15 protein-coding genes are annotated in these 15,465 nt (G+C 68.5%); 3 read left to right on the top strand and 12 right to left on the bottom strand.

The window, feature by feature from the left end; genetic code table 11:
• Positions 1–5 precede the first annotated feature (5 nt).
• A complete protein-coding gene (locus EPN51_RS27940) occupies positions 6–653 on the bottom strand; it encodes an SRPBCC family protein (RefSeq protein ID WP_293049115.1) in 648 nt (215 codons plus the stop codon).
• A complete protein-coding gene (locus tag EPN51_RS27945; RefSeq protein WP_293049153.1) occupies positions 634–2,418 on the bottom strand; it encodes a thiamine pyrophosphate-dependent enzyme in 1,785 nt (594 codons plus the stop codon). The genes EPN51_RS27940 and EPN51_RS27945 overlap by 20 nt, the downstream gene beginning before the upstream one ends.
• 54 nt (positions 2,419–2,472) lie before the next feature.
• Between EPN51_RS27945 and EPN51_RS27950 the strand changes: the two genes are divergently transcribed.
• Positions 2,473–3,168, top strand: a complete 696-nt coding sequence (locus EPN51_RS27950) for an ABC transporter ATP-binding protein (RefSeq protein WP_293049116.1) — start codon at positions 2,473–2,475, stop codon at positions 3,166–3,168.
• Positions 3,165–5,681, top strand: coding sequence for an FtsX-like permease family protein (locus EPN51_RS27955; protein ID WP_293049117.1), 2,517 nt, complete (start codon positions 3,165–3,167; stop codon positions 5,679–5,681). Before EPN51_RS27950 ends, EPN51_RS27955 begins: the two co-directional genes overlap by 4 nt.
• Here EPN51_RS27955 and EPN51_RS27960 read toward each other — a convergent pair.
• From EPN51_RS27960 to secY, 8 genes are all read right to left on the bottom strand, one after another.
• Complete coding sequence (locus EPN51_RS27960; protein ID WP_293049118.1) at positions 5,668–6,294, bottom strand: class I SAM-dependent methyltransferase; 627 nt, start codon at positions 6,292–6,294, stop codon at positions 5,668–5,670. The two genes, EPN51_RS27955 and EPN51_RS27960, sit on opposite strands and share 14 nt — an antisense overlap.
• Positions 6,291–6,857 (bottom strand): DUF4389 domain-containing protein, encoded by a 567-nt coding sequence (locus tag EPN51_RS27965; protein WP_293049154.1) that lies wholly within the window; start codon positions 6,855–6,857, stop codon positions 6,291–6,293. The genes EPN51_RS27960 and EPN51_RS27965 overlap by 4 nt, the downstream gene beginning before the upstream one ends.
• 23 nt (positions 6,858–6,880) lie before the next feature.
• Entirely contained in the window at positions 6,881–8,107 is a 1,227-nt protein-coding gene (locus tag EPN51_RS27970) for an NAD(P)/FAD-dependent oxidoreductase (protein WP_293049119.1), read from the bottom strand.
• Positions 8,108–8,122: 15 nt separating this feature from the next.
• Positions 8,123–8,842 (bottom strand): zf-HC2 domain-containing protein, encoded by a 720-nt coding sequence (locus EPN51_RS27975; protein ID WP_293049120.1) that lies wholly within the window; start codon positions 8,840–8,842, stop codon positions 8,123–8,125.
• Positions 8,843–8,872: 30 nt separating this feature from the next.
• Positions 8,873–9,418 (bottom strand): sigma-70 family RNA polymerase sigma factor, encoded by a 546-nt coding sequence (locus tag EPN51_RS27980; RefSeq protein WP_293049121.1) that lies wholly within the window; start codon positions 9,416–9,418, stop codon positions 8,873–8,875.
• Positions 9,419–9,526: 108 nt separating this feature from the next.
• The gene (gene map / locus EPN51_RS27985) at positions 9,527–10,327 is read right to left on the bottom strand and encodes a type I methionyl aminopeptidase (RefSeq protein ID WP_293049122.1); all 801 of its coding nucleotides are present in this window, start codon (positions 10,325–10,327) and stop codon (positions 9,527–9,529) included.
• A gap of 2 nt (positions 10,328–10,329) precedes the next feature.
• Complete coding sequence (locus tag EPN51_RS27990) at positions 10,330–10,875, bottom strand: adenylate kinase (protein WP_293049123.1); 546 nt, start codon at positions 10,873–10,875, stop codon at positions 10,330–10,332.
• Positions 10,872–12,197, bottom strand: a complete 1,326-nt coding sequence (gene secY / locus EPN51_RS27995) for a preprotein translocase subunit SecY (protein WP_293049124.1) — start codon at positions 12,195–12,197, stop codon at positions 10,872–10,874. The genes EPN51_RS27990 and secY overlap by 4 nt, the downstream gene beginning before the upstream one ends.
• A gap of 258 nt (positions 12,198–12,455) precedes the next feature.
• On the opposite strand from secY, the gene EPN51_RS28000 reads away from it, so the two are divergent.
• Positions 12,456–13,388 (top strand): class I SAM-dependent methyltransferase, encoded by a 933-nt coding sequence (locus EPN51_RS28000; RefSeq protein ID WP_293049125.1) that lies wholly within the window; start codon positions 12,456–12,458, stop codon positions 13,386–13,388.
• A 15-nt stretch (positions 13,389–13,403) separates the two neighbouring features.
• On the opposite strand, the gene EPN51_RS28005 is transcribed toward EPN51_RS28000, so the two are convergent.
• Positions 13,404–14,069 carry a GNAT family N-acetyltransferase gene (locus EPN51_RS28005; RefSeq protein ID WP_293049126.1) on the bottom strand — a complete coding sequence of 222 codons (666 nt, stop codon included), beginning with the start codon at positions 14,067–14,069 and terminating at the stop codon, positions 13,404–13,406.
• 9 nt (positions 14,070–14,078) lie between these two features.
• Positions 14,079–15,440: an FGGY-family carbohydrate kinase gene (locus EPN51_RS28010; RefSeq protein ID WP_293049127.1), complete on the bottom strand. Its 1,362-nt coding sequence runs from the start codon at positions 15,438–15,440 to the stop codon at positions 14,079–14,081.
• Between the last annotated feature and the right edge of the window lie 25 nt (positions 15,441–15,465).

Below are 15,465 nucleotides of genomic sequence, written 5' to 3' on the forward strand. Positions count from 1 at the left end.
TGCGCTCATCTCATCCATACCGGTGTCACCGGCAGTCCGTTGCGGTGGCGGTACTCGGCGATCGCCTTGAGGTTGCGCATCTCCAGCAGATGGCCGGCGGCGAACATGTCCCAGAAGTCGCCGACCCATACGGGCCGGGAAGGCGGCGCGGTCTCCGGATACGGATTGCGGTCGTAGAACGGGTGATGGCAATTGGTCCACAGCACAACCGATCCCGACTTGTCGAGGACGGTCTGGGCGTCGATGACACGCATCAGGTAGATCATCCACAGATGCTTGCCTTGATCCCAGGCGCAGTGGTAGTCCACGGTCCGCGCCTGCGCGTTGGCGACGGTGCGGGTGTAGATCTCGGTTTCCGAGCCGAGCCGGTCGTACGCCAGCCATAACCCGGGCTCCTCGGTGGGGGTGAACCCGCGCAGGCTGTATGTCCACTCCTCCAGGCTGCGGGTGTCGGCCATGTACTCGTACAACTCGTCGGGTGGACAGTCGACGTAATCGTTGACGGTGCAGTACTGTCCGAAGACCTGATCGTGCGGGTACACCGACCGCATCATGTCCATGATGATGGGCGTGGCCTTCTCCCTGGGGCTGGTTTCGATGCGGGTGACCCCATCGAGGGGGGCGGGAATATCCTCAAGCGCTGGCAGCGACATTGGTGTGGTTCTCCTTGTCAAACGAGTCCTGGTTTACGGCGGCGTCTTTGGTCGGTGCGCCGGTGAGAAAGGGTGCGAACGGCGGGATCTCGTCGGCGGCGCACTCGACACTGACCACCGCCGGGCCGTCGACGTCGAGCGCCGCGCCCATCGCCGCGGCAAATCCCTCGACGTCGCTGACGTCCACCGACGTCAGGCTCGGGAACATCGCCGCCAGGCCGGCGCCCAGCCGGCTGGGATGAAAACGGTTGTAGCTGTACAGGTCGTCGTAGAACAGCTGCTCGCGGGTCACGCACATGGCGTGCGCGTTGTTGTTGAACAGTACGAACGTCATCGGTAGCCGGTATTGCACGGCCGTGTGCACCTCCATGCCGTGCATGAAGAACGCGCCGTCGCCGGCGATGACCACGGTGCGGCCCCCGGGCCGCCCACTGTTGGCGCGGCCCAACGACATTCCGATGCCGGCGCCGAAGCTGTAGCCCATGCCGCCCATGCCGAGCGCGACGACGAACCTGCCGCCGCAACGCACCGGGAGATAGTGGATCGCCGCGGCGCCGGTATTGCCGGCGTCGACCACGATGTCGGCCCCGTCGGGCACGACTCGGTCCAGCACCGCCATGGCGTCGCGGTACCGCACACCCGGGCCGGAGCAGGGCGGGGGCGTCATCTCGGCGGGCCGGCCCGCACCGGGGATGCGCGGACCGGCCGGCCGCCCGCGGTGGCGAACCGCATGGGTCAGCATGCGCAGCGAGCCGCGCAGGTCATCGGTGTGCACGTGGGTGCAGGGCAGATACGGCGGCGCCGACCCGATCGAGATCGTCCGCACCGCCGCCAGCGCGTCGTCCAGGCCGGCGCGGGCGGTGACCGCCAGCCGGGTGCCGACGACGAGGCACACCGAGCTGGCGGCCACCGCTTCGGCCACGTTGCGGTGCCCCATGATGCCGGTCACCCCCAGCGCCCCCGCCGCGCCGAGTCCTCGCGCGCCGGCGACATCCTTGGCGTCCGGGACGGTGGCCACGCGCGCATGCAGGAGCGCGCACAGCTCGTCGAGCTCGGCCCGGGCGTCGTCGCGGGCGACCTGCTCGCCGGCGATGATGGTGACCCGTCCCCGCGCACGGCGCAGTTCGGCCACGATCGGATGCGGGTTGCCGATCCGCCCTCGCACACGACCCCGCGCGGTGGCGTCGCGATGCCCGATGCCGATGTCTGCCTGCTGAATGTCCTTGGGCAGCAACAACACCGCCGGACCGCCGGTACGCGCCGCCGCGATGGCCCGGGGCAGTAGCGAGACGATGCCGGCCGGGGTGCGCAGCCGCTCGCAGAACACCGATACCGCCGAGAACAGCGCCTCGGCGTTCAACGATCCGTTTGCGCCACTGGTGTCCTGGAAGCTGCCCCGGCCGTCCATCGTGCTGGCGGGTTGGCCGACCAACGCCAACACCGGAACCCGGCTCGCCAGCGACTCGCCCAGACCCGCAACGAGGTTCAGCGCTCCCCCACCCGAGGTCGCGGCCACCACGCCCAGGCCGGCCCCGCTCCGGCTGTACCCGTCGGCCATGGTGGCCGCGGAGAACTCGTGCTTGGCCAGCACCGCGTCGATTTCGGAGCAAAAGTGCGCGGCGTCGTACACGTCCTCGATGTTGGCGCCATCCACACCGAAGACGTGATCGACTCCGATTGCCGCGAGGTGCCCGACGATGTGGTCGACCACCCGGTACCTACCGAGCATGCCTGAAGAAACGAGGTAGGCGCGCGGTCGGTTCATCGGCGTCTGGGGCCGGCGAATGAACCGTTCGCCACTCGCCATCGTGGTGCCTGAATGACCATCGAACTGCGCAACGTGGTGCGCGAGTACCGGGTCGGCGGTCAGACGGTGCGGGCGCTCGACGATATCAGCCTGCGGCTGGCCGACGAGCAGTTCGTGTCGGTCGTCGGGCCCTCCGGGGCGGGTAAAAGCACGTTGCTGCACCTACTCGGCGCTTTGGATTCCCCCGATTCGGGGTCCATCACCTTCGACGGCGAGGAGATCGGCCGCCTCGGCGACGAACAGCAGTCGCGGTTCCGCCATCACCGGGTGGGTTTCATCTTTCAGTTCTTCAATCTGTTGCCGACGCTGTCGGCCTGGGAGAACGTGGCGATCCCCAGACTGCTCGACGGTGTCCGGCTGGGCAGGGCCAAGCCGGATGCGATCCGGTTGCTGGACCGGGTCGGACTCGGCCACCGGACCCAGCACCGGCCGGCGGAGCTGTCCGGCGGCCAGATGCAGCGGGTGGCGGTGGCGCGCGCAATGATGATGAACCCGCCGCTGATTCTCGCCGACGAGCCGACCGGAAACCTGGACTCCACTACGGGCGCAGCCATTTTGGCGCTCCTGGCCGAGGTGGCGCACGAGGACGGTCGGGGCCGGCTGGTGGTGATGGTCACCCACAACTCCGATGCGGCCGCGGCCACCGACCGGGTCGTCACGCTGCAGGACGGCCGGATCGGGTCGGACGTCATGGCGGTCGCGGGGTGAAACCCGGGGCGCAGCGCGGCTTCAAGATCACCGCCACGGCGAGCAGGCTGCGCGTATTCAGTCTGCGGGAGCTTGCCGTGCACCGGCGCCGTACGTTCGCGTCGATCGCCGTAATGGCGGTCTCGGCAACGTATTTGGTGGCGATTTTGGGGATCTTCGGGTCGATCACCGGATCGGTTGGCCGGCTGGCCGACGGGATCGCCGGGGTCGCCGCGCTCGAGGTGTCCGGCATCACCGACGCCGGATTCCCCGAGTCGATCCTGGCCGAAGTGGCGGCCGTTCCCGGCGTCGCCACCGCGGCACCGATGATTCGGACGTCGACGCCCACACCGTCGGGGCCGGTGCTGCTGCTGGGCGCGGATGCGAGCACCGCCGCCCTGGGCGGCGCCCTCAAAGACGCGGTCACCCGGCCCGTGCAGGCGCTGTCTTCGGCGCCGTCCGGCGTTCAGGTCGGACCCCGCGTCGGCTATGCGAAAGGCCAGGCATTTCAACTGGGTTCGGCTTCGGTGACGGTCACCGACGTGCTCGCCGGCAAGCAATATGCGGACCTGAACGGCGGACATTACGTTCTTGCGCCACTCGCTTTGGCGCAGAACGCCACCGGCCGCACCGGCCAACTCGACTCGATACTGATCAGCATGAAGCCGGGCGCCGACCCCGGCGCCGTTCGCGCCGCGGTCACCGGAGCAGTGAACGGCCGTGCGATCGTCGCGGCCCCGAGCCTCCGGGCGGCCCGGGCCGGTGACGGTGTCAGGCTGATGAACTACATGGCCCTGCTGGGCGCCGCCGTTGCGTTGGTGGTCGGCGCGTTTTTGATCTACACCACGATGACGATGGCGATCACGGCGCGCCGGCCGGTCATCTCGATGCTGCGCGCGATCGGCGGCCGGCGCGCCACCATTGTCGGCGACATGCTCGCGGAGGCCGCGATTCTCGGGCTGATCGGCGGAGCCATCGGTTCCGGACTGGGAATTGTGGCGGGCCACATCGCGATCGGCCGACTGCCTCCGGCGCTGACGCAGGGACTCGAGGCCCGCGTCGAGTATTGGCTGCCCGGTTATGCGATACCGCTGGCACTGGCGGCGACGGCGCTCACCAGCGTGGCGGCGTCGGCGATGGCGGCACGGCAGGTGTACAAGGTTTCGCCGATCGAGGCGCTGGCGCCGATCGGGGCCTCGGCGGCCGATGTCGTGCCGCGGTGGCTGCGCATCGCGAGTGGGCTTGGGGCCGTTGCGGCATTCGCGTTCTCGACGTTGGTCGTCACCGGCCAGCGCGGCAGCTACGCGTTCATCGCGATGGCCGTGGTGTTAGGCGCCGAGATCGCCCTGGGCTTCGGGCTCACCGCGCCCATCGTCACCGTGACGGCGGTGACGGCGCGAATGTTCGGATCGTCCGGGGCGCTCGCGGCGGCGACGATCCGGCGTGCGCCGCGCCGAGTGTGGGCAACCGTGATGACCGTGCTCATCGGGGTGCTCACCACCGTCGTGATCACCGGCACGAACGCCGACATGATTCGATCGGCGCGGGACATCTTTTCACCGGTCGCCGCTGCCGACGTGTGGGTGAGCGCAGATCCGCCCGACAGCTACCCCACCGACGTTCTGCCACAGGGCCTTTCCGCGAAAGTCGCCGCACTCCCCGGTGTGGCGCGAGTGACCGAGGGCGCGGTCGGGTTCGCCGTCGTCGGCGACACCCGCGTCCTGCTCGACGGGTTTTCCGCCGGCAGCCACGACGCGCTGTACCGCTCGCTCGACGAACGAGTGCGCACCGAGGTGCTCGCCGGTCGCGGCGTGGTGCTCACGCAGAACCTGGGCAGAATTCTGCACGTCCGGGCCGGCGACCAACTGCGGCTGCAGACGCCGCACGGCCCGCGGTCGGTGGCCGTGCTGGCCGTGGTGCCGTTCTTCTCGACCGTCATCGGCACCATCGGCATCGATCTCGATCACCTGCGGGCATGGTTCGATCGCCCGGCGGCGACGACCCTGCAGATCGCCGCGGCCCCCGGAGTGAATCGGCAGCGACTGTTGGCCAGCGTCCGCGAGGCGGTGCCGGCGCCGAACCACGTGTACGACGGTCGCGTCGCGCTGGCGGGGCTTGCGGCTCCGCTGCACCAGAGCATGTTCATCGCCAACGCGGTGTGGATCATCGTCGTGGCGGTGGCCGCGGTCGCACTGCTCAACACGTTGACGCTCTCGGTGACCGAACGCCGGCGCGAAATCGGCGTGCTGCGCGCGATGGGGTCCAGCCGGCGCTTCACACTGCGGATGGTGCTCGCGGAGGCGGCCGGAATCGGTTTGGTCGGCGGCGTTTTGGGGCTCGCGCTGGGGCTGACGGACCAGTGGCTGTTCAGCCGCATCAGCGGGGACATCATGAATTTCGAAGTCGGCTTTCGGTTGAGCCCGCTGGCGCTCGCCTTCACCCTCGGGGCGCTGGCGATCAGCCTGCTCGGCTCGGTGCCGCCGGCACGGCGTGCGGCGCAGCTCAACATCATCGAGGCGGTCAGCGTCGAGTAGAGGTGGCGAATCCCCGCAGATGAGGTTTGCACGGAAAGGGCACCGGCGTTCGCGGAATGCTGCGCAGCGCGGTGGTCTCGAATCCGGCCGCGGCGATGGCCTCGAGGGTTCGCCGGTTCGGCTCGCAACCGCCGGCCAGCCACGACCACGGCTTGGCGATCAGGTCTTGGAACCGGCCCGTCGCGCCGTCCCCGCGCACATGCTCGAGGACCACCAGCCTGCCCCCGGGGACCAGCACCCGCCGGATCTCGCCGAGCGTAGCGGCCACGTCGTCGACCGAGCACAACACAAGACCGATATGTACGGAGTCGAAAGAGTTGTCCGGGAAGGGAATTGACTCACCGACTCCCTCGACGATGTCCACCGCGACGCCGCGGCGCTGAGCGAGCCGGGAAGCCATCCGCCGAAACGGCGCCTCGGGCTCCACGGCGGCGACCGACGTCACCGCCGCGGGCAGAAACACCAAGTCGGTTCCCGGCCCCAGTCCGAGCATCAACAGCCGGCCGGTGGCGTTACTCAGGGCGGCCCGTCGATACCGGTGGTAGAACAGCCGGTCGAAAGCCGGCTGGCCGAATCGATAGACATAGGGGAACAGGAGATTGTGGTGAGTCATCGGCCACCCAAATCCATTCGGAACGGCGGATATTCGTCGCGCATCAACGACACGTACACCGCCACCCGGTACCGCCAGCGCACCATTCCCATGAGCAGATCGAATATGGTTGGCGGGATGGTTCCGGTGAACAACAGCGTCAGCGCGGCGATGAGACACAGCACCTGCAGCAGCGGCTCCATCGACCAGCACAGCAGCACCTGCGGGATCGCCAGCAGCAACTTCACCGGCACCGCCGAGTTTTTCAGCCGTTCCGGATAGTCGACCGCAAGATCAGCGGGATAGTCGGGCCGGGACGCGAGCGTGAAAGGCGGGTACTGGTCGGTGCTGTTCATCGGGAACCGGTAGTTCATCACTCGCCATGACCAGCGCAACACCCCGACGTTGAATTCGAAGAGCGGCCGCGGATACCGCCCGGTACCCAAGATGGCCACGCCGGCGGCGACCGTCGAGAACGGATACACCAGGTAGAGGAGTATCAATATCGGGTAGTGCGGGACGGCCAGCACACACCACTTCACCAGCCAGAGCCAGCGGGAGGGCGCATCGAAATCGCCTCGCACCCTTACGGAATCGGTCGGGTTACTCACGGGCTTGACGGGACCGTCGCCGCTACCCCCAAGTTTCGGCTGATATCGGCGGCCATCCGGCGGTGACTCGTGAAGCGCAGAAATGCCGTCAGCGCGCAGGCCTGCAGCCGGTCGGAGATCAGTGCGGCCGGCCCCAGCACGAATTCACCGTGCGACACCGGCAACGACGCCGCCCAGGACACGGCCATGACTTTGCGTCGCCGGGTCTTCTCATACCAGCGCAGCGCGCTCGAAACGTCGGTGCCGCGGCGGCCCGTCCCGCGACGGACACCCGCCAGCGCCCGGCACAGGACCATCGTGTCGAGCAACGCCTGGTTGGTCCCCTGCGCGAGGGTGGGCGGCATCGTGTGCGCGGCATCGCCGAGCAACGTGACCGGGCCCCGGCCCCCGCGCGGAATCGGATGCCGGAAATGCGGAAACGGCGAGTGGGCCAAATCGTCGTCGGTCAATGTCGCGAGCACCCGATCGACCGGGTCGGACCATCCGGCGAAATGGGAGCGGATCATCTCGATGGGGCGTTGCGGTCGGACGAAGTCTGACGACCACGGCAGGTCGAACCACCACTGCACGTCGGAACCGCCCGCCGGCCACAGGCCGAGGTTTCCGCGCGCACCGATGATCATCAGCGCGGCATCGGATTCTGTGATCTCCGGAATCCCCGGAAGGGTGATCAGCCCCTGCCAGCTACACCAGCCGGTGGGCTTCGCGTCCCGCGCGCCGACCCAATCGCGCACCATCGAGCGCAGGCCGTCGGCCCCGATCAACACGTCCCCGTCGGCCACGGCGCCATCGGCGAACTCGACGCGGACCCGGTCACCCGCACCGACCACCGCGACCACCCGCGAGTCGCACCGGATGCGCTCGGCTTCGAACCCCTCCAGCAGCCGTTCCAGCAGGACCCGGCGCGGAACCATCCGCACGGGTGCGCCCAGCCGGCGCACCATCGCGGTCACGTCGAGCGTGGCGAGCCGGCGCCCCTTGGACGTCACGGCCCGCACGGTAGCCAGCAGCTGACCGGCGCCGTCCATGTCGACACCCAGCTGGTTCAGGACCGTCTCGCCGTTGGACCAGATCGTCACCGCACCGCCGGCGGCCCGCACATCCGGCCGCCGCTCGAAAACGGTGACGTCATGGCCGTCCCGCAGCAGTCCCCGGGCGACGGAGATGCCGGCCACACCGGCGCCCACCACCAGCACCCGCAGCGAACGCCCGTAGCCGAACACGCTGGCTCCGATCCTCTACAGCGAACGCTGCAACAGCACCTTGCCGCTGTCGGCGGCCACCACTTGCACGGCGGCGATCTGGTCGACCGGGGTCGAGATCGCGCCCGCGGGTGTCGCGGTGTGGCCGGGCACGGCCACCCACGTCGCCAGTCGGGTTTGGCTGCCGTCACGACCGACCACGACCATCGCCAGCGTGTCATGGTGCGCATTGAGCGGGGCCAGACACACGCACCGCAGGTTGATGGATGTTCCCCAGTGCTGGCTGCTGACCTGGACGCTGGAGGTCAGCAGACTGGTACTCACCTGCGCCATGGGCTCGGCCGACGCGGTCACCTGCTGGGCCGGAGTCGACGACCACCCCTCAAGGCCGACGAACACCCCGATCGCCAACACCGCGGCCGCGGCGGCCGACGCGACCCAGGTCACCACCCGGGTGCGGCGCCGGCGCCATCGCACCGTCGCCAGCAAGGACGGCAACAACTTTTCAGACATCTCCGGCGCCGGGCCGGACTCGTCGATCGCGGCCACTTCGTCGCGGTCCAGCTGAGAAAGCAGGGCCGGCACGCCACTGAGGTCGGCGACCGCCTCCCGGCAGGCCGGGCAGTGCGCCAGGTGCGTCTCGAATTCGCGGCGTTGCGCGGCCGACAGCGATCCCAGCACGTATGCGGCATCCCACATCGCGTAGCGGTCTTCGGGAGGGCCGACATCCTGCACCGGCGTCCTCATTTCATCCATCTCCATCACCCCTCAAGTATTCGGAGTCCCTCATCGGGTAACCCCAAGTTCCTGCAGAGTGAGTCGCAACGCCCGCACCGCATAGTGTAGTCGCGACTTCACCGTTCCCTCCGCGATGCCGAGGTCTGTAGCAATCTGTGTGGTGGTCCAACCGCGGTAGTAGGACCGTTCGATCACGGCTCGATGCTCGGCGGACAACTGGGCCATCGCGTCCGCGATCAGGAACCGGTCCAGCGCCGCATTGACCTCATCCGGCGTGGACTGTTCGGGCGCCCCCGCTACGTCTGTCGAACCGACGACATTGCGGAACCGCGCGCTGCGCCGGTCGTCGATGATCATGTTGCGGGCGACGGTGAACAACCACGCCCGCGCCGAGCGCTCGGTGTCCCCGACGACCTCGGGATGTTGCCACGCCCGTAACAACGTCTCCTGAACCACGTCCTCGGACTGGCTCGCGTCCCCCGTCAGCCGCAGCGCATAGCGCCACAGAACCGCGGCATGTTCGTCGTAGAGGGCCTTCATCAGAGCGGCTTCCGCAACCCCGGACGCTCTCCACGTGCCAGCCACACGAGCCACTCGATCACCTCCTGCCAAGGGAACGAGCGGAGCAGGGGCTCGGTTCAATGGGCCCCGACCCGCTGCGCCCGGCTCCGCCGCCCTTGCGATCGCGGCGGGTTCACGCTCCTAGGCCAGGGTCAGGATGCGCGGCCCGGCGTCGGTGACCGCAACGGTGTGCTCCCAGTGTGCCGCACGCGACCCGTCGGCGGTGGTGACCGTCCACTGGTCCTCGAGCACCACGGTCTTGCCGGTTCCCAGCGTCAGCATCGGTTCGATGGCCAGCACCGACCCGGGGGCCAGCAGCGGGCCGCGTCCGGGAGAGCCCTCGTTGGGCAGGAACGGGTCCATGTGCATCTCCCGGCCGATGCCGTGGCCGCCGTAGCCCTCGACGATCCCGAAGGCCCGCGAGTGGCGGGCCTCGGCCGCGTGCGTACCCATCTCGATGGCGTGCGATACGTCGGTCAACCGGTTACCGGGCACCATCGCCGCGATCCCGGCTTCCAGCGATTCCCGGGTGGCCTGCGACAGCTCTTCGTCGGCCGGCGCCAGCGATCCGACCCCGAAGGTGATCGCGGCGTCGCCGTGCCAGCCGTCCAGCACCGCGCCGCAGTCGATCGAAACCAGGTCACCGGACGCCAAAACCTCTGCGGCCGAAGGGATTCCGTGGACAACCCGTTCGTTGACCGACGCACAGATCGACGCGGGGTAGCCGTGATAGCCCAGGAACGACGGCACCGCGCCGGCATCCCGGATCACCGATTCGGCGATTTCGTCGAGGCTCAGCGTCGATACTCCGGACACCGCGGCCGCGCGGACCGCCTGCAGCGCGGCCGCGACCACCGCGCCCGCCGCGGCCATGGCGTCGAGCTCACCGGCGCTGCGCTGCGGCACCACCTTGCGACTCCGCAGCCGCGCCAGCGGGGTCATGCCTACTTGCCCAGCGCCTGCAGCGCGCGGGCGAACACTTCGTCCATGCTGCCGATGGCGTCGACCGTCTTGAGCTCGTGGCTGTAGTAGTCCAGCAGCGGCGCGGTCTCGTCCCGATAGACCTTCATCCGGTTCAGGATGACGTCGTCGGTGTCGTCGGCGCGGCCGCGCGATTTGAGTCGTTGCAGCAGCTCGTCCTGGGAGACACGGAACTCCAATACCGCGTCGATGTCGGTGCCGCGGCGTTCGAGCATCTCGTGCAGCGCCTTGGCCTGCTGCAGCGACCGCGGAAAGCCGTCCAGGATGAAGCCGTTGGCCGCATCCGGATCTCTCAGGCGGTCATCGACGAGCTGGTTGGTCAGCTCCGAGGGCACCAGGTCGCCGGCGTCCAGGTAACGCTTGGCCTCCAGGCCGAGTTTGGTGCCGTTCTCGATGTTGCTGCGGAACAGCTCACCGGTGGAGATTTGCGGGATCCCGAGCTTTTCGGAGAGCTTCTGGGCCTGCGTTCCCTTGCCCGCCCCCGGCGGTCCCAGCAAAACGACTCTCACTTGAGGAACCCTTCATAGTTGCGCTGCATGAGCTGGCTCTCGATCTGCTTGACCGTATCCAAGCCCACGCCAATCATGATCAACACCGCGGTACCGCCGAACGGCAGGTTCTGCACCGCTCCCCCATTGCCGATCTCCAGGAACAAGTTGGGCAGCACCGAAATTGCACCGAGGTAGATCGAGCCGGGCAGGGTGATTCGGCTCAGCACGAAACGCAGGTAATCGGCGGTCGGCTTGCCCGGCCGGATCCCGGGGATGAACCCGCCGAACTTCTTCATCTCGTCGGCGCGCTCGTCGGGGTTGAACGTGATCGACACATAGAAATACGTGAAGAAGATGATCAGCCCGAAATACAAGCCGATGTAGACCGGATCACCGGGGTCGGACAGGTAGCTGCCGACGAACTTGTCCCACCAGCTGTTGCCGACACCGCCGCTGCCGCTGCGGACCAGCTGGGTGACCAGGTGCGGGATATAGATGAGCGAGGACGCGAAGATGACCGGGATGACACCGGCCTGGTTGACCTTGAGCGGCAGATACGTCGAGGTGCCGCCGTACATCCGCCGGCCCACCATGCGCTTGGCGTACTGCACCGGGATGCGGCGCTGGCCCTGCTCGACGAACACCACGCCGACGATGATGATCAGCGCGGCCACGCAGACGGCGGTGAAGATCATCCCGCCGCGGCTGTCCAGGATGCTTTTGCCCTCCGCCGGGATGCGGGCCGCGATGCCGATGAAGATCAGCAACGACATGCCGTTACCGATGCCGCGTTCGGTGATCAGCTCACCCATCCACATCACCAGCGCCGCGCCGCCGGTCATCACCAACACGATGACGACCAGCGTCAAGATGCTCTGGTCGGCGATGATCTCGAGCGAGCACCCCTGCAGCAGCCCACCGTTGGCGGCCAGCGCCACGATGCTGGTGGCCTGCAGGACGGCCAGCGCGATGGATAGATAGCGGGTGTACTGCGTCATCTTGGCCTGGCCGGATTGGCCTTCCTTGCGCAGCTCCTCGAACCGCGGGATGACCACCGTGAGCAGCTGCACGATGATGCTGGCCGTGATGTACGGCATCACCCCCACCGCGAACACGGTGAGCTTGAGCAGCGCGCCGCCCGAGAACAGGTTGATCAGCGAGTAGATCTGCCCGGCCGCGCCACCGCTGGCCTCTTTGATGCACTGCTGGACATTCGGATAGTTGACGCCCGGGGACGGCAATGCGGCGCCGACCCGGTACAAGACGACGATGCCAAGCGTGAAGAGGATCTTCCGTCTCAGGTCGACTGTCCGCAACGATGAGATGAAAGCGGAAAGCAACTCTTCCTCCTGCGCAGCCGGGGGTTTCCTGCATCACGCGCCCAACACCCGCAGGCCAGGACGTACGGCGTCGCGCGTTAAACCGTGTACGAGACTAACAGCTGATCCGGTCAGGTCCGGTCAGGGCCTTTCCAGAGGCCGTTAACCGGGTGTCGGCGCCGCGGCCGCGAGTCGCCGGAAAAAGTACAGGAAGCCGTAAGCCGAAGGGCGTAGAGTGCGTCTGGCTCGTTGCATTTGCTAAGTAACTTGGGGAGCAGCATGACACGCACCGACCAAGACAGCTGGGATTTGGCCTCGAGCGTCGGTGCCACGGCCACGATGGTCGCCGCGGCCCGCGCGCTGGCCAGCGGGGGGACCAACCCGATCATCAACGATCCGTTTGCCGCCCCCTTGGTGCGCGCCGTCGGCCTGGATTTCTTCCGCCGCCTGGTCGACGGCGAGGTCGCCGAGTCCGAGGCCTACGCGGCGGCCGGAGGCGGCGGGAGGGACCTGACGCTGGAGACCGATTCGATCGCGGTGCGCACCCGCTTCTTCGACGACTTCTTCCTCAACGCCGCCCGCGACGGGATTCGCCAGTCGGTAATCCTGGCCGCCGGCCTCGACGCCCGTGCCTACCGGCTGAGCTGGCCGCCGGGGAGCGTGGTGTACGAGGTCGATCAGCCCAAGGTCGTCGAGTTCAAGAGCGCCACGTTGGCCAGCCTGGCCGCCGCCCCGGCCGCGGACCGGCGGACCGTCAGCATCGATCTGCGCGAGGACTGGCCGGCCGCGCTGCGCGGCAGCGGATTTGACGTGACGCAACCGACGTCGTGGACCGCCGAGGGCCTCCTGATGTATCTTCCGCCCGACGGGCAGGACCGGCTCTTCGACAACATCACCGCACTCAGCGCTCCCGGCAGCAAGCTGGCCACCGAATACCACGCCGACAACGGCACGACGATGTCGCAGCGCGCGCAGGAATTCAACGACCGGTGGGCCAAAATCGGCTGCGACATCGACCTTTCGGGGCTGTTCTTCGACGGCGAGCGCAGCAACGTCGTCGATTACCTCACGGGCCGGGGATGGCAGGTGACCACCCGGCCGCGGCGGGATCTGTTCGGCGACTACGGGCTGGAATACCCCGACGACACCGAGGCCACTGACACGCCGCAGTCCCCCAATATCGTCGCCGTTACCGCGACATTGGGCTCGTAACGCCGCGCTGCGCGCTCAGCGGGGTTTGGCGGCGGGTGCGCGCACGACCATCGGGACCGCGGGGAAACACCACGCCATCTCCGAACGCGACTTGCGTAACGCGGCGGTGCCGTAACCCCGCTTGCGGTGATCGGGGTGAATCCAGATCCGCACGCTGACCTCGCCGCGGACCAGCTCGCCGAACACCATGCCGACCTTCTCGCCGGAATCGACGGCCACGAACCACGCGGCCTCTTCGTCATCGACGCGCCCCAGCGCGGCATTGATCTCGTCGTCCACGTTGCCGGCCGGCCCACCGGAGCCGTCACCGGCCGCGCCGATCTCCTCGGTGCGCACGGCGAAGATGTCGCGATCGGTCGCCGCGGAAAACGGCCGCAGCTCCAGCGTCTCCCCCGAGCTCGCCGGGCGCTCGCGAAGGGTGAAGCTCAGCTGGTTGTTCAGGTCTTCGAGTTCGGCCAGGATCTTGCGGCGCGAGTCGATCGTGAGCTGATCGAACGACATGCCCATCACCGCTTCGGCGGCCAGGTGGGAGGTGTCGAGCAACCGGACGATCGTCTCGACCGCGGCCGCCCTGTTCTCTGATTCCACGATGGCGTCGGCGATTTCGTGGCGCCGCTCCACGGCTTTCGACAGGGCGTCGGCGATTTCTCGGCGGGTGGCTGTGCGGTCGTGGTCGGTCATTACACCAGCCTAGAACGGCGGTGGTGGGATCGCGCTACATCTGCGGTCCGCCATCTCCAGGAACCGTTGGTAGCGGTCCTGAACTGCGGCCGCCCAGGCGGGGTCGGGCTCGACGATGCGTTCGGTTCGGGCCCACCGGGCGGCATCGGCGATCGTCGTTTCCAGACCGGCCGCCATGCGCGCCAGGAAGGCCGCCCCCAGCGCGGCCCCTTCCGCCACCCCGGACACCTCGACAGGGCGCCCGGTGGCGTCGGCGACGGCCTGCAGCCACGGCCCGACCCGGGTGCCGCCGCCGGTGGCCACGATGCGTGACACCGGCGCCGCGCTGAGCTCGATGAGCTGGCGCACCACGAAGCCGGACGCCTCGTAGGCGGCCCGCCGCAGCGCGGCGGCGTCGTGGGTCAGATCCAGCGCCTCGAGCACACCACGGCGGTCCGGGTCGTGGAACGGGCTGCGCTCACCGCGCAGGTAGGGCGACCACACCGGTACCCGGCCGGGTTCGACAGCCGTCGGATCCGCCTGTGCCACAACGCGATCCACCCAGCCGAGGAACAGCCCACCGGCGTTGCTGGCCCCGCCGATCTGACTCTTGCCGGCCGCGGTGTGGGGAATGGTCCACAGGCCGGGCATCTGCCGCGCCTCCGAAATGGTCGTCCACACGATCAACGTGGTGCCACACATCACCAACACGTCGCCGTCGCGGTCGGCACCCGCCACGATCTGTTCGCACAGCGCGTCGATGGCGCCGGTGGCCAACGTGGCACCGGTGCCGTGCACCTGCCCCACGACGGCCCCCATGCTTTCCACCCGCGGCATCTGCTCGACGTTCGCGCCGCGCTCGGCGCATGCGGCGGGATCCCAGCCGGTCCCGTCGAACAACGGAAACGCCGTGGCGGCGGTGGCGATGTCGATCACCGCCTGGCCCGCCAGCGCGTGGTTGGCCACCGCCGGCGCGGGCCAGTAGCCGGCGGCGCCGGGCGCCTGGGCGGCGGTCCAGCGCAAGAACTCGGCGGCCTCGCCCAGGGCGGGCAGCGGCCGCGCGTCTCCGCCGGGGGTGCGGCCCCGGCCGTCGCCATAGAGCAGTCCCGGCGTGATCGGCGTGCCCGTGTGGTCGACGGCGGTCATCGACGGCACCATCGCCGAGACGGCCACCGCCGCGACGTCGGTCCGGTGGACCAATTCGTTCAGGGCCGCCGACGGCCCGCGCCGCCACGCCTCGTCGGCGTCGTGCTCCAGCCGGTCGGCCGCCGGGACCCGAAGCTCATGGGGGATGCGCACCCGCGCCGTCACGTTGCCGTCGGCGTCGGCGGCTATCGCCTTGACCGCGGTGCTGCCGACGTCGACGCCGATTGTGACGTCTTTGCGTGACACGGGCGTCACCGTACGCCAGCATTGG

Origin of the sequence: Mycobacterium sp. (assembly GCF_004298145.1) — a bacterium.
Taxonomy (GTDB): domain Bacteria; phylum Actinomycetota; class Actinomycetes; order Mycobacteriales; family Mycobacteriaceae; genus Mycobacterium.